Annotated in this window: 15 protein-coding genes; 5 read left to right on the forward strand and 10 right to left on the reverse strand. The window is 45.0% G+C overall.

Annotated features, from left to right (window positions below):
* Positions 1 to 81 precede the first annotated feature (81 nt).
* Together ACDZ28_RS03515 and ACDZ28_RS03520 are read right to left on the reverse strand one after the other, a co-directional pair.
* Entirely contained in the window at positions 82 to 891 is an 810-nt protein-coding gene (locus tag ACDZ28_RS03515) for a PhzF family phenazine biosynthesis protein (RefSeq protein ID WP_339288136.1), read from the reverse strand.
* Entirely contained in the window at positions 891 to 1,562 is a 672-nt protein-coding gene (locus ACDZ28_RS03520; protein ID WP_339288137.1) for a DUF6483 family protein, read from the reverse strand. The genes ACDZ28_RS03515 and ACDZ28_RS03520 overlap by 1 nt, the downstream gene beginning before the upstream one ends.
* 221 nt (positions 1,563 to 1,783) lie before the next feature.
* Between ACDZ28_RS03520 and ACDZ28_RS03525 the strand changes: the two genes are divergently transcribed.
* Positions 1,784 to 3,085, forward strand: a complete 1,302-nt coding sequence (locus tag ACDZ28_RS03525) for an MFS transporter (protein WP_042131033.1) — start codon at positions 1,784 to 1,786, stop codon at positions 3,083 to 3,085.
* 126 nt (positions 3,086 to 3,211) lie between these two features.
* On the opposite strand, the gene ACDZ28_RS03530 is transcribed toward ACDZ28_RS03525, so the two are convergent.
* Together ACDZ28_RS03530 and yyaC are read right to left on the reverse strand one after the other, a co-directional pair.
* Positions 3,212 to 4,018, reverse strand: a complete 807-nt coding sequence (locus ACDZ28_RS03530; protein WP_339288140.1) for an alpha/beta hydrolase — start codon at positions 4,016 to 4,018, stop codon at positions 3,212 to 3,214.
* Positions 4,019 to 4,108: 90 nt separating this feature from the next.
* Complete coding sequence (yyaC, locus tag ACDZ28_RS03535) at positions 4,109 to 4,636, reverse strand: spore protease YyaC (RefSeq protein ID WP_339288141.1); 528 nt, start codon at positions 4,634 to 4,636, stop codon at positions 4,109 to 4,111.
* A 143-nt stretch (positions 4,637 to 4,779) separates the two neighbouring features.
* On the opposite strand from yyaC, the gene ACDZ28_RS03540 reads away from it, so the two are divergent.
* Entirely contained in the window at positions 4,780 to 5,004 is a 225-nt protein-coding gene (locus tag ACDZ28_RS03540; RefSeq protein WP_042131036.1) for a DUF1128 domain-containing protein, read from the forward strand.
* A gap of 83 nt (positions 5,005 to 5,087) precedes the next feature.
* Here ACDZ28_RS03540 and ACDZ28_RS03545 read toward each other — a convergent pair whose 3' ends face one another.
* The 4 genes from ACDZ28_RS03545 to ACDZ28_RS03560 form a co-directional block, all read right to left on the reverse strand.
* Positions 5,088 to 6,092 carry an asparaginase gene (locus ACDZ28_RS03545; protein WP_339288143.1) on the reverse strand — a complete coding sequence of 335 codons (1,005 nt, stop codon included), beginning with the start codon at positions 6,090 to 6,092 and terminating at the stop codon, positions 5,088 to 5,090.
* A gap of 366 nt (positions 6,093 to 6,458) precedes the next feature.
* Positions 6,459 to 7,295 carry a sugar ABC transporter permease gene (locus tag ACDZ28_RS03550; RefSeq protein ID WP_076120269.1) on the reverse strand — a complete coding sequence of 279 codons (837 nt, stop codon included), beginning with the start codon at positions 7,293 to 7,295 and terminating at the stop codon, positions 6,459 to 6,461.
* A complete protein-coding gene (locus tag ACDZ28_RS03555) occupies positions 7,292 to 8,599 on the reverse strand; it encodes an ABC transporter permease subunit (RefSeq protein ID WP_375104005.1) in 1,308 nt (435 codons plus the stop codon). The genes ACDZ28_RS03550 and ACDZ28_RS03555 overlap by 4 nt, the downstream gene beginning before the upstream one ends.
* A gap of 19 nt (positions 8,600 to 8,618) precedes the next feature.
* On the reverse strand, positions 8,619 to 9,953 hold the full coding sequence (locus tag ACDZ28_RS03560; protein ID WP_339288147.1) for a maltose ABC transporter substrate-binding protein: 1,335 nt from the start codon (positions 9,951 to 9,953) through the stop codon (positions 8,619 to 8,621).
* A 457-nt stretch (positions 9,954 to 10,410) separates the two neighbouring features.
* Between ACDZ28_RS03560 and ACDZ28_RS03565 the strand changes: the two genes are divergently transcribed.
* From ACDZ28_RS03565 to ACDZ28_RS03575, 3 genes are all read left to right on the forward strand, one after another.
* Positions 10,411 to 12,171 carry a glycoside hydrolase family 13 protein gene (locus tag ACDZ28_RS03565; protein ID WP_375104006.1) on the forward strand — a complete coding sequence of 587 codons (1,761 nt, stop codon included), beginning with the start codon at positions 10,411 to 10,413 and terminating at the stop codon, positions 12,169 to 12,171.
* Positions 12,172 to 12,277: 106 nt separating this feature from the next.
* Positions 12,278 to 12,787, forward strand: coding sequence for a YtxH domain-containing protein (locus tag ACDZ28_RS03570; RefSeq protein ID WP_076120272.1), 510 nt, complete (start codon positions 12,278 to 12,280; stop codon positions 12,785 to 12,787).
* A 143-nt stretch (positions 12,788 to 12,930) separates the two neighbouring features.
* Positions 12,931 to 13,263, forward strand: coding sequence for a DUF5665 domain-containing protein (locus ACDZ28_RS03575; RefSeq protein ID WP_076120273.1), 333 nt, complete (start codon positions 12,931 to 12,933; stop codon positions 13,261 to 13,263).
* Between the two features lie 215 nt (positions 13,264 to 13,478).
* On the opposite strand, the gene ACDZ28_RS03580 is transcribed toward ACDZ28_RS03575, so the two are convergent.
* Together ACDZ28_RS03580 and rsbW are read right to left on the reverse strand one after the other, a co-directional pair.
* The gene (locus ACDZ28_RS03580; protein ID WP_076120274.1) at positions 13,479 to 14,249 is read right to left on the reverse strand and encodes a sigma-70 family RNA polymerase sigma factor; all 771 of its coding nucleotides are present in this window, start codon (positions 14,247 to 14,249) and stop codon (positions 13,479 to 13,481) included.
* The gene (gene rsbW, locus ACDZ28_RS03585; protein ID WP_076120275.1) at positions 14,246 to 14,698 is read right to left on the reverse strand and encodes an anti-sigma B factor RsbW; all 453 of its coding nucleotides are present in this window, start codon (positions 14,696 to 14,698) and stop codon (positions 14,246 to 14,248) included. Before rsbW ends, ACDZ28_RS03580 begins: the two co-directional genes overlap by 4 nt.
* Position 14,699 lies beyond the last annotated feature (1 nt).

Consider the following 14,699-nt stretch of genomic DNA (forward strand, 5'->3'; position numbering starts at 1 on the left):
TCACTTTCGGGATTAAAAATGGAGAATCTATGTCTCCTAACCATCATCGTTTCATTATATCACGGCTCTACAAGAGGTATCCTAGCAGGGCTTCACATGCAGCTCTCCACTAACGATAGTTATTGCTCGGCCAGACATCTTAATCTGATCTTTGCTTACCTCAAGTTGAAGCAAACCTCCCCGTTCGGAAGCCTGATAGGCGGTCAACTGCGTACGGTTGAGTCGACTAGCCCAAAAAGGTGCCAGCGCAGTATGCGCTGAGCCTGTGACCGGATCCTCATTTACCCCCATCTTCGGTGCAAAGAACCGTGACACACAATCTATGCCTTCCGTGGAGCTAACTGCAGTTACCGCGAAAGCTCTCCCTTCAAGTCGGGATAAAGCCCCGAAGTCTGGGCTAAGTTCGCGAACTAAGGATTCCTGATCAAGTCGCACAAGCACATTGTCCGCATATAACATAGTTTCCACTACATTTGCCTCTGTAATACCAAGTGCTTCTGTAAGACCCGGAATTGTAGGAGAAGCCTTAAGCTCATAAGGCGGAAAGTACAGTGAGATCAGATCCCCTGCACGAGAAGCTCTAAGCAACCCGCTGCGTGTATAGAATCTAGCCTCCACATCGGGGTCCAGCAATCCCGCTCCCCACAATACATGTGCACTAGCTAGAGTAGCATGACCACATAAATTAACCTCAGTCTTGGGCGTGAACCAACGCAGGCGATATCCATCATTCTCTGGCCAGAGAAAGGCCGTCTCTGACAAATTCATTTCTGCTGCTGTCTTCAGCATGAATACCTCATCAACTGGATGCTTCAGCAAGCATACTGCCGCCGGGTTTCCTGAATAAGCTTTTCCTGCAAAGGCATCGATAATAAATAAAGGTGTATTCACTAGGCTTCCGACTCCCTCCGAACTTCTGTGATCCGGCTCCACTCTTTCCATCCTTGTTCCACTTCATGTATAGGAAGCGAGCCTTGTTCCAATTCTTCCGGTGATTTAAGCAGCAGCCGTCTGTACAATTGATCGCCTTCCAGCGAGACATTCTCCCCCTGCTCCCATAGTCGATACAGACTGTCCTCCGCTCTGCTGTAATGCCCGATGGACTCCATATAAACTAGCAGCAGCCGTTCCGTCTTGGCCGGGAGACGATATGCTTTGACTTCCTCCAGGAGTTCATCGATATCAGCTGTCATCTGCAGCAGTTCTCGATCAGCGCCGTGCAAATCTGCGTACAAGTATAAATGCAGTGCCCTCATGCTTCTGAATAGCGCTGCATCATGATCACCGCTAGCAGCATAAATGCTGCCCTCTTCCTTAAGCAGTTTGGCAACACCTTGAAGCTTATCTGACTCCAACACCCCGTTAAAACGGAACATATCTATGATATCTTCTACAGATAGTGAGTTTAAAAGACGTGAGTTCAGTGGAAAATGTCGGTTCAACAGCTCATCAATTTCCCATAAGGCTTCCGTTGTCTTCCGCTCCTGCTTCAGCGTTAGAACCTTTGCAACCATCGCCGTCATATCTTCGATCATCCGGACAATATAGTCTCTTCGGAACATGAACTTCCCCCTTTTCCATACTGTAACTGTAAAGCTTGTGTATCCGGCTATTATATATGTTCTATTCATTTATCTTAAACCATTGCACTTCGCTATGCCACTAAAGCAATTATAAGAAAAGGAATGATCAAGACCCTTCTTCTTATTGACACAAAATGCCAAGTTAAAATATACTTGACCCCACCAATCAAGGATGAATACATAGGAGGCAATACCTATACATGATCTCTGCAAATACTACTGAATCTAAAAGCCGTAACCCATTCCGGGGATTCGCTGCTCCATTTGCGGAATCACGTGCTTTCCCTTTTCTATGGCTAGGTCACTTGATTTCATTTCTAGGAAGTTCAGTTACGATGGTTATTTTACCTGTCTTAGTCTATTCCTTAACTGGATCTACAACGATTATGGGCATCGTAATGGCCGTCTACATGCTGCCAAATATAATAATGCTTCCTATCTCTGGCCATATCGTAGACCGCTATGACCGTGTAAAGATTATGATGCTGGCTGATATTGCTCGGTTCTTAATCATGCTGGCAACTGCCGCTCTTTCTTTGATCGGGGTTTTGACAATCCCGCTTCTACTTGTATTGGTAGGCTTTTATGGTTTGCTTGATGGTCTGTTTCAGCCTGCTTATGCAGCAGTCCGTGCAACAATCTTCACGCCAAATATTCGTGTTGCCGCTAATGCGCTAACTCAAATGACTACTCAGACCGTACGCCTTATTGGTCCTGCCCTTGGCGGGATATTGATTACTCATTTATCGGCTGGTGTAGGATTTGGGATGGATGCTTTTACTTACTTAATGTCCCTAGTCTGTCTGATTTATTTACGAAAAGTACTACTCAACAAATCAAATTCCGAAATAGCTAAGCCCCCTACATCATCTATTGCACAGCCCTTGGAATCTTCTCCGAATTGGAAACAGGATTTCATGGAGGGGATCGCGGTATTGCGGAGTCAGCCTTGGTTGTGGATTACGATTTTGGCTTTTTCATTCATCAACATTTGTTATGCCGGTATTACAAGTATTCTTGTACCTTGGCTTTTTAAAGTGCATCATGGCTGGGAGCCCTATATTTATGGACTTGCAGTCACTTTCTCAGGAGTAGGTGCGATTATTGGAGGACTGCTGTTCGGCATGAGACCCAAGTGGAATCATCGAGGGTTCATGGCTTACGGAGGTGCTTTCCTAAGCGGTCTGGCGCTACTACTTCTCCCCTTTGCTCCGAACGCCATTAGCGCAATTGCCCTATTTGCTCTCGAAGGCTTCGGTCTAATGATCTTTGGGCTCATTTGGGAGATTAGTCTGCAAGAGCTCGTACCTCAGGAAGCATTCGGCCGTGTTGCTAGTCTAGATCTGCTAGGCTCCTTCGCGCTGCTGCCCATTGGGTATATCCTTGTAGGCTGGTTGGCTGACCTCATTGGAGGCGTAACAACCATAGCTATCTTTGCCGGACTAGGGATGACATGTATTGGGGTGGTGTTAAGCGTTCCCTCCATCCGCAAATTTCAATAGTCTCCCAAGATGAAACGACATTGTCGTACTTTAGAGATATAATAAATTATTTTTCAGAAAAAGAGGCAGCCCACGCCAGTTACTTTGACGCGGAGCTGCCTCTTTTTTGAATTATTATTTCAGCGATCACGAATGGCTGTTAATACTAACCGTAGCTTGGGTGAATTCCTTGATAACCTCAGCTAACCGTTCAGGAGCTTCAAAGAGGCTCATGTGGCCTGCTCTAGAAATCGTAGCTTGCGTTATATTTGGTTTATCCGAAGTAAAGGTACGCTCCGCAGGAATCAGTCCATCCTGCTCGCCAGCAACAAGAAGTACCGGCAACGTGGTAGCTGTGATCACATCACGTCGATCCGGACGCTCGCGCATCGCCAGTGCAGCTCCCGCTGCTCCTTGTGGAGGTGTTTTGTAACCAATTTCTTTTGCTCGCTCCAGCAAGTGCGGTGATGTAGAAGCGGTTGCTTTAGCAAAAATCCCCGGGACAAAGCTGTCCACAAAAGGAGTAATACCTTCATTTTGAATCCTGCTGACACTTTTCAATCGATTCTCCCGAGCTTCTTCACTATCCGGATATGCCGTAGAATGGATTAATCCGAAGCCCTTCAATCGAGAGGCATACCGCTGCGCGAACGAAAGTGTAATATATCCACCAAGTGAATGTCCCAGCATGGTGCATTCAGAAATTTCCAGTGTATCTAACAAGCCCAGAACATCGTCTGCCATTTGTTCAATAGTATAGGGGCCTAGTGGAGCCTCAGAAGCTCCATGACCACGTAAATCGGGAGCAATCACTCGGTAGTCGCTGCTTAAGATGGGAATGACTTGTTCCCAGTATTCAGCACTTCCGCAAAAGCCATGCAGTAATACAATAACCTCGCCTTTCCCCTGATCACTGTAGCAAATATTGCTTCCGTCACAACGTACTCTTTCCATGGCTGCTTCCCTCTTTCCAAAATACTAAGATATATTAACTAATATCTATTATTAAGCAAAACAGCTCTCCTTGAAACCGGCATCGTATTCTTAATACCCAATTCCAAACCCTTTTGCTGCTGCGGCGGCAATTTGTTCAGCCATAACCATAACTCTATGTAGTGGAGTCGTCTGCAGCGTCCGATAGGGTTTTGGACCGTTGATATCTACAATCGCCGCCAAGCTATAATGCCCCACTGCGGGAAGGCATGCCCCCACTGATTGTGCTGGCTGAAGCGGCTCATTCGAAACGAAGAAATAACCGAGAGCTACTGGTGGTCCTAGGCAGGCATCCACAGCAATAATGATATGCTCCGATGGAATCTCAGCTACTCTGGCCATCAAGTTATCTGCATCGCAAGGAGATGGCAACGTACCGATTACGTGTGGAAAGCCATATTCCAGAAGTTTGCTCCCTGTTAACGGACCGAGGGCATCACCTGTAGAACGATCCGTTCCGATACACAGAAACGTGACTTTCTCAGCGGAATGCAGTGCAGCAATTTCCATAAAAAAGGACACCAATCCTACATCGACCAATTTGCTTCGTTTTCCGCTTCCCTGTTCTCTAATTGCCAATACCTTTCCTCCCTTCGATGATATTTTTGATTTCATGCCTTTAATTTAACATGATTTCTGTGGGCTCGACAAAAAAATGGTGATCAAGCTCACAATCATGGTAAAATACATGGATCAGTATACAGAGAGGATGTTAATAACCTATGGATTTAACACAACCTAGTCAGGAAAATGTTGAATATATGATCGAGGCCATCAAGAACAAGCTGAAAATGGCTAGCGCTGCAGCAATGCAAGCCTCTGCTTTTTCAGTAGATAAATATGAGGATATCTTCGATGTCTATGAGGTAGCCATGAGCAGCGATAGACTCAGTATTTCTCAGGTGGAAGCGCTCGTCTCTGAACTCGGACGCCTACGTCAGAAATAATTGATCTGCAGGTAAATAAAAGAGCCTCTCGCTTATGTATCCAGAGGATGGATACGTAGTCGAGAGGCTCTTTCCCTATGCGCTTATTTTATGAAATGAAGCTGGAATTCTGTATCGGCATGGCCTACCCGTGTACCACCGTCATTGTAGATCACACCTGAAAATGCATGACGCAGCTTTTCCAAAGTATTTTTCTGACTGTATCCAATCTGATTTAGAATCCCCTGTACAATAAGTCCCCACTCTTCTTCTGATCCATCCAGAATCTTAAAGGCAATACCCAGTCGTTCACGGCGCAAGCCGAAGCAATATACGCCCTTAAATCCACCCTTAGCAATAATATTATCATCTTCTAAAAGAATTGAATCGAGTCGTCCGTGACCAGAAACCATTTCCGGATGTGCATTCATCGCCGCCGTAATCGTAGAAACCGCCTTGCGGGTAGCCTCGTCAGCAATTAAATCAGGATTGGCTAATTTCAAATACGCGGTCGCCAAAGCTGTCAAAGGCATAGCAAATACCGGCAGACCGCATCCGTCCGTACCTAGACCAATACTGTCTGGGGCTACGCCAGCCATATAAGCAATGGTATCTATAATCTCACGCTGAACCGTTTGCTCCGGCTGTGAGTATTCCTCAAGTGGCAGCCCTTTGAGCTTACTATACGATAAAATCCCCATATGCTTGCCTGCACAGTTATGATAGAACTTTCTTTTGCCCGCGCCGCGAATGGCATTCTCTCTACTCGTATAATCCAGTGGATAGCTTGTGGCACATATCATTTGTTGCTCATCGATGCCAATCTTGGAGGAAATGCTCTCAAGCGCGGCAACATGATAGCTCTCTCCTCGGTGCGAAGCAGTCATTAGGGCAATCTCAGCGGGTGTAAAACCATAATGCTCCGCGATTCCTCCACGTATGCCTGGAATAGCCTGAAGTGGTTTGGCCGCTGAACGAGTAAAGGATACAAACTCAGGATCACCTGCATATCCCTTCACATCACCATTTTCTCCTACGATAGCAATATGTCCACTATGGACACATTCCAGTAAATCCGACCGATACTCTCGTACTAATACTGTTTCCACTGTATCTCTCCCTTTTCTCTAGATGCTATAACTCACAAGGATTTTATTAATATTCCACATTTAATAAATGCTAGAAAATAACCCCGTGCTCCGGGGATTTTTTATACGCTACAAACTCCCTTAAGTGTTAGTTCCATGAGGAATTCTACTCCTATTTTCATCATTCTTCAATCCTGTACACACCAAGAAGATTTTAGAAGCTACACAAAAACAATTACAACAGCAATATATTCCGAATGACATGAGTATAAATGAAGCTTTCAAATAAAAAAAACCACTTCCTCCTCAGAATTTTGATTTTCTGAAAAGGAAGTAGCCTGTTTGGAATTCGGCACTGCTGTAGTATGGGAGCATGCACAAATCGATCTATCCCTTGCTTGCACCCGCGGTCAGACCATCCACCAGGAAACGCTGAAGGAAAATGAATAACAGCGTGACCGGCAGAGCAACCAGCACCGCTCCAGCGGCGAACAACGTGAATTCGGTCGAGTTGCTTTGATTCACCATCCGGAAAAGCCCGACAGCTAGCGTCCTCGTCTCTTCCGTACGTAATACAAGGTCAGCGAAAATGAAATCCACAAAGCAGCCGTTAAATATCATTAGACTGGCATAGGTAAGCATTGGTTTGGACAGCGGGATCATTATAGAGAGAAAAACTTTCATATGGCTCGCCCCGTCCATCCGCGCAGCATCTTCCAGACTTTTGGGAATGGTATCAAAAAAACCTTTAGCCACAAATACATTCGTGATAATGGCCCCGCTGCTGTATACAAGCACAAGCGCCCAGTGGGAATTCAACAGCCCAAGTGTATTCAGCAGCACGTAAACTGCAATCATAGCCATAAATCCCGGAAACATTTGTAGAACAAGGAGCGCGGTCAGTGTCGTTTTTCTGCCCGTGAATCGATAACGAGAGATGGCATACGAAGTTAACAGCAGCAGAAAGGTACCAAGTAGCGTAGACAGCACTGCAACCTTTAGCGTATTCATGAACCATATCAAATATTTAGTCTGTTCAAACAGTTCCTTGTAATGAATGATTGTAAATTGTTTAGGAATCAACGAGTCACTGAACAGGCTGTTTCCTGTCTTGAAAGAAGACATAATAATCCAGAATGCCGGGAAAAGACTAATAAAACTAAGTACAATTAGCAGCAAATGGGTTCCAATCGTTTTTAACGCTTCCGACAGTTTTGGCTTCATGCAATCATATCCTCCTCTTTGTAGGATCGCGTTCGGCGGTAGCTCCAAATGGAGAAGGTCGCGACCAGCAGGAAGATGACAATTCCGATGACAGAGGCAAAGCTGTACTGTGACTGGTTAAGCGCCAGTTTGTAGAGCCAAGTCACCAGTAGATCGGTATGGCCCGCGTACTGGTAATTAGGATTAACCGGTTCTCCATTTGTCATTAGATAAATGACGTTAAAGCTGTTAATGTTACCGGCAAACTGCATGATCAGGATAGGGGCGGTAGCGAACAACACCATGGGTAGTGTGACCATGCGAAATTTGTAGAATGCCCCAGCGCCATCCACTTCAGCCGCTTCGTACATATCTCTTGGAATCGTTGTCAGTACCCCAAAGGCTAAAATCATGGTAACGGGAATCCCGATCCACATATTAGCCAGAATAACTGTAACCTTGGCCCAGAACGGATCGGTCAGCCATGCCACCCCGTCCAGTCCCATAGCTCTTAAATAACTATTAATCGGTCCAAACTGATTATTGAACATATTGCGCATAACGAGCAGAGAGATCATATTAGGGATGGCGAAGGGAACAATCAGAAGAGTACGCCAAAGCTTTTTACACCGAACACGGGGTTGGTGAATAAGCACAGCTACGAGCACTCCCCCAATGTAAGTCGTCACGGTGGCAATTACCGCCCAGATTAGTGTCCAAGTTAGCACGCCGCTAAAGGTAGAACTCCAAACATCCAGACTAAGCATCTTCTTAAAATTTCCGAATCCTACCCAATCCACCAGATGCGCGGGCGGAAGAATTGGGTCAGCATAGTTCGTAAATGCCAAGAGCACTGAAAAAACAAGCGGTAATATTGTCAGAAAAACTACAGCTACAAAAGGTATCGCGAGTACGAGATACGCGAAATTCCTGCGGCCCATATGTCTGAGCGACTCAACAAATGAATGAATAGGCTCCTTCCCATCCCGCGCAGCTCCAACCAGGAAGGCATCTCTAATGTTTAGGACATGAAAGGCTGAGTAAAAGAGCAATGCCAATAAAGCTATCAAACCGTCAATCATCATAAAAATGGAGTGATCACCTTCCACCATCCGGGTTAGCTTCCCAACCTTCACCATACGGCTAGGAAATTCACCAAGTGTGCTCAAACCGCGTAAATAACCAATCAGATCATGAAAGATAAAATAAATCCCGACAGACCCCACCAGCAGAAATACCAATCCTTTTAGCCACTGGCGGTTATAGAACTGGCCCAGTCCCGGAACGACTACCGAGAGTAACGCTGCGCCTGTTTTTTTGTGCATAGGTCAAATCACCCGTCCTTTACTTCGACGCCAGATCAGCTTGAATCGTTGATACTGTCTGATCTAGTGTCTTCTTGACATCAAGACTTGGGTCGTTCCACAGGGATACAAATGCTGCCTTTAGCGGGTCCCACACAGATTTGATTTCCGAAATGGAAGGCATCGGCACAGAGTGTTGGAACTGCTCGAAGATTCCACTGATAATTGGATCATTTTTGATTTGCGGCGCTTCTCCAGCTTCAATGCTCGCTGGAATGGCCCCCGTCATTTCAAAGTTTTTGAGCTGATTCTCCTTGCTGCTTGCAAAATTTGCGAACAAGCGGCCAGCGATTGGATAAGCCGTATAGGAATTAACATAATACGATTTGACCCCAGAAAAAGAAATGCTGTCCTGTCCGTCAGGTCCTTTTGGAAGTGGCGCCACACCCAGGTTCACATGATCCTTGAATGCCGATATGGACCAAGGCCCGTCAATGTTCATCGCCAGCTTACCTTCCTGAAACAATTGGGTTTTAACGTCATAGGTGATGTCCCCCGCATTCAATGGCAGAATTCCTTTTAAGCTCTGAAGAAAGGTAAATCCTTTGACAGTACCTTCGTTATTTAATCCGATATCCTTGGTATTTGTATTGTTATCACCGTAGATGTATCCGCCGAAGCTGCCGATGAATGGATAACTGTAATACCCTACGAATTCCCACATGATCGCAAATTTGTTCTCCTTCGGCTTGTTATACGTGTTGGCAAAAGCAACCACATCATCCCAGGTTTTTGGAGCCTCAGGGATCAGGTCCTTGTTGTAGAAAAGTGCATAGGTCTCTACCGATTTAGGATAGCCGTACAGGATGCCGTCATAAGTCGATGCTTGAATCGCTGTCTCCACCATCGTTGATTTCGTCTCTTCCTCAAACACATCATTAGGCAACAGTAGCCCCGCTTTTACAGCCTGACCGATTTGGTCATGCGGAAGAGTCAGCACATCGGCTGCTAGTTTGGACGGGCCGTCCGTTGCCAGCCTTGCACCCTGATCTCCACCCGCCAACTCTTCAACCGTGACTGGAACGCCGTATTTTTTTTCGAAATCAGCGGCCAACTGCTTCATGTATTCAACCTGCTCCTTGGCTTCCCAGACCATCAATTTGGCCCCCGCTTCCGGTTTCAACTCCTCTTCGGCGGGATCTGTCTGATTTGTGGTTCCCCCTGGCTCGTTCACTGCGGAATTCGGGCTTGAGTTCGGCTCTGCCGTAGAGTTGCCATTGCCTGAACTGCAAGCCGTAACTGTCAAAGCCAACAGCAGACTCAGGACCAAACTAAATGACACCGTTTGCATTTTAGAACGTCTACTCTTCTTCATTTGCTCATCTCCCCTTTATTCATGAGTGATCAGACCTAACACACATAGAAAAAATAAGCATACAAAAAAGGTACAACCTCATTTGCACAAAGTGCCGAGGTTGTACCCTGTCAGGTAACATTGCCTTTAATTTGTATGCGTGTTATGAAAAATCAAGTTCATTCGCCCTCATTCTATATTACCCATAATTTGGATTGCAATAAGAATATAGACTCAAACGGGACGATTTAATAATGTTTTTCAGGTTCTTCCTTATATTCTCTCTTTATTTCAACTGTATACTTAATATTCCATATCGTGGATTTATGTGAAATTATCTCTTGCTTTGATCTTGAGGGATATGATAAGATTCAGACAAAATTTAAAGGCAATGAAACCGCCAAGGGTTCAACCTCTGAAAATCATGAGGTAGAACCCTTTTTTGCGTTTACTTGCCGCGAAGGGATGGAAATTGAATATGATTCAACCAGAAGCCGTTTATCATCGTATGGGGCAAAATTGGTCTTATGCCTACAATGAGTCTACACTGCATATTCGCATTAGAACCAAACGTGATAATGTGTCCCGGATTGATCTTTTCTGCGGAGATAAATACGGGTGGGATAAAACCCATGAGATCATTCCCATGCAGATCCTTGCTTCTGATAGCTTATTCGATTATTGGCAGGCTGCGGCCCGTCCTATTTATCGCAGACTCACTTATTACTTTGGACTTTATGATGGAGATGAGGTCCTTTATTATTTGGAAAAAGGCTTCTTCTCAGAACCTCCAGTAATTATATATGAAGGCCTATTCGACTTTCCTTTTTTAAACCGTGAAGATGTACACTCCCCTCCAGCATGGGTGAAGGATGCAGTATTTTATCAAATATTCCCGGAGCGTTTCGCAAATGGTGACCCTACCAATGATCCGGCAGATGTGCTGGTATGGGGTGGCACGCCAAGTCCGCGAAATTTCTTCGGAGGCGACTTGCAAGGTGTGCTAGATCATTTAGATTATCTCTGTGAACTGGGCATCACTGCTATATATTTCAATCCTATATTTGAGGCAACTACCAATCATAAATATGACACAAAGGATTATTTCTTGGTGGACCCTCATCTGGGAACCAACGCATTGCTAAAAGAACTTGTAGACGCCTGTCATTCCAAAGGCATTCGGATCATTCTAGACGGTGTCTTTAATCATTGCGGCCATACCTTCCCTCCATTTGCTGATCTGCTCGCCAATGGGCAATCTTCGCGTTACGCTGACTGGTTTCATGTACGGGAGTGGCCACCACAGGTTGTCGACAAAGTTCCCACCTATGACACGTTTGCTTTTGAGCCTATCATGCCAAAACTCAATACTGAGAATCCTGAGGTCAATGAATATCTTCTGAATGTTGGTCGCTATTGGATTGAGGAAATTGGTATAGATGGCTGGCGGCTTGATGTCGCGAATGAAGTCTCGCATACATTCTGGCGACAATTCCGTAATACGATCAAAAGCATTAATCCAGAAGCCTATCTCGTAGGAGAAATTATGCATGATTCCTTGCCGTGGCTTCTTGGTGATCAATTTGACGCTGTAATGAATTACCCGCTAACCAATATTCAGATTAATTTCTTCGCTCACGGACAAATCAATGCTGCACAATTCTCTCTATCGATTGCTACTATGCTAGCGAATTACCCTCAGCACATTACAGAGGCTACCTTCAATCTATTAGACAGTCATGATACAACTCGTTTCCTGACCCTTTGCGGCGGTGATGTCCGAAGATTAAAGCTGGCTGTTTTGTTCCAAATGACCTTTCAAGGAGCACCATGCATTTACTATGGCGATGAAATCGGTATGGAAGGTAGCTATGACCCAGATAACCGAAAATGTATGGAGTGGGACCCCCAGAAACAGAATAATGAACTATTCAAATTCTACCGCTGGACGATTGAACTTCGCAAATCACATACAGCATTCCGGAATAGTGGCTTTAAATCGCTGGACATCCCGGATCACCCAAGGCTGCTTGTATATGAGCGTTGGGACGAACATGGCCATTTCTTAATCGTGCTCAACAATGAAGACTTGATAGTCGACGCCAAGATTCCCTGCCCTGTGGCGCACTCTATATGGGTAAACCTAGAGACGCAGAAACGCATAGAAACTATCACCTCATGTCTCTATTTGAATCTGCCTGAATTCGGCTATGCGGTGCTCCAAGCAGTTCATCATTAGTCCATAATAAGCGGCTCTCGCAATCTACGCCTTGCTTATCCATTGTTTCAGCCTATACTCCAAAGTTTATATACGAAGTAAGATAACTTATAAGGAGTGATTGGTGATGAGTAACGTAGAACATAAAGTAGAGCATGAAGTAGAAAACGGAAGCAACTTTTTCAAGGGCATCTTTATTGGTAGTTTAATAGGCGCTGCAGCAGCTCTATTATTTGCACCAAAACCCGGTCGTGAAATGCGCAGTGATCTGTCTGACAAACTTACACTTGCTACTGACAAAACAAAAGAAGTTGCCGGTGTAGTAACTGACAAAACCAAAGCCATTGCCACAACAGTAGGTGAAAAGGCAACCGACCTGGCTAGTACAGTTTCAGTTAAAGCCACGGATATCTACACTACGGTCAGTGACAGCAAACAGCAAATTGCCGCCACCCTTCAAGAAGCAGGCAGCAAAATTGGTGACACTGTAAGTGAAGCCTCAAATAATGTAGCCTCTGATGTTAAAGATGCTTCTAAAGAAGTGGCTGACGAAGCCAAAGCATCCTCTAAAGAAATTGCTGATGAGGCTAAAGATGCGAAAGAGGATGTTAAATCTTCTTATAAATCCAGTTATTAAACTGCGGCCATTACACAGCTTTATCAAACAACAGCCAGCTGTCCGCAGCTGGCTGTTGTTTAGTTATACCTTTAATAACGTTTCAGCGGTTCAACTAATACTTAATGAATGCCCATTTGGGCCACAGAAAGCAGGGATGCTGCATGGGAGAATCAAATAGCCAAACAAAAGCATATGAAATTGATGAACATCCTTTTGAGCTACGACATGAAGTAAAACGCCTAAACCATCGCCTCGATAAGATTGCTGAATCACTGGAAAAATCAGAATTCAAAGATATTCTCGATAATTACTCCGATCCCAAAAAAAGAATCATCACAAACTTGATGGCCGGCATCTCCCGAGGTCTCGGACTGTCGCTCGGAACATTCGTAGTCCTTGGTGTACTAGGCTATATTCTTAGCCTGTTTCTTGATGTTCCTGTGATCGGTGAGTACCTTGGCGAGATCAAAAAATACATCGATGCAAATAGCTAACAGATGGGTTATCTATCGCCCATCTATCACCTCTCCCTCTTCCCCCGCTTGACCGTCTATCCTTTAGGGTTAGACGGTCAAGCGGGGGAAGAGCTTTGTAAAAACATAAAACACAAATAAAGGACATGCTATTCTCCAGGTACGGAGAGAGGCATGTCCTTATCGTCGAAAAGTGGCGTTCAAATCAAAGTAATGTTTATTACACATAAAGGAGCTCAATAGGATGAGTTGGCCATAATCTGCTTTAACTTCTCAGTGGCCCGCTTCTGTATCCGTGAAACGCTCATCTGTGAAACCCCCAGCTTCTGAGCGATTGCCCGCTGGGATTGACCATCTTGGAAGGCTAGTAGCAACACTTGCTGCTCTTGCTCCTTCAATTGCCCTAGTGCTTGCTGAAGATCCATTCGTTTCTCTACAGTCTCGTAATCGTTCGCATCAGAGCTGATAAGCTCTCCTAGCGTAGCTCCGGTCTCCTCTTGGGAAAGCGGTGAATCAAGAGATACGTAATGGTAACATTCTCTACCTGCCAGTACTTCTACAGTTTCTTCAACAGACAGATCAAGATAATGAGCAATCTCATCGACTGCAGGTGAACGTTCGAGCTTAACTGTTAGTTCATCAATCGCGTGTTGAACAAGCGCTCCCTTTTCTTTAATCCGTCTAGGAACCTGTATGTACCAAGATTTATCACGAAGATAATTCTTCATATGTCCAATCATGCTTTTCATCGCATAGGGCTCAAAAGGGATTCCGAGACTGATATCATATTGCTGCAGTAACCGGATGAGCGCCATTTGCCCGACCTGATATAAATCCTCATACAGATCGGGGCGATTACGGGAAATTTTCCCAGCAGCCATTTTTACCATTGGCTCATATTTCTGTATCAGCAACGTCGCCTGATCGTTATCCTTGGACTGCTGATACTCCCAAATTTGGGTGACTGCTTCATTCATGGACTCGGGGGGAGTCACTTTGTCACTCATACTTTCTCCTCGCTAAAATTAAGGTGCTTCTTCAAAGTTACCACCGTCCCTTTTCCGGCTTCACTTACGACGCTTACGTCGTCCATCAACGCTTGCATCAAGTAGAACCCTAACCCACCAACTTGAACGTCACTTAATTCCTTATCATGCAGTGTCATACGTTCATTAGAATTGTCCAATCCGTCAAAGCTCTCCCCTTCGTCTTTGACTGTAATGGATAAGGAGCTTTCTTCTACCTCAAAGATTACATCTACCATTCCGTCTTTTTGGCCGTAAGCGTACAATACGGAGTTGTTACACGCTTCGGATACAGCCACTTTCATGTCTTCGATATCCTCATAGGTGAAACCCATTTTCGAGGCAATGCCGTATAAATTCAACCTAACAATATCCACATACTCTGCGCTAGCAGGCAACTGAAGAATTACTTTTTGCACATCATCACTCATT

Origin of the sequence: Paenibacillus sp. RS8, assembly GCF_041956825.1 — a bacterium.
GTDB lineage: Bacteria > Bacillota > Bacilli > Paenibacillales > Paenibacillaceae > Paenibacillus_AQ.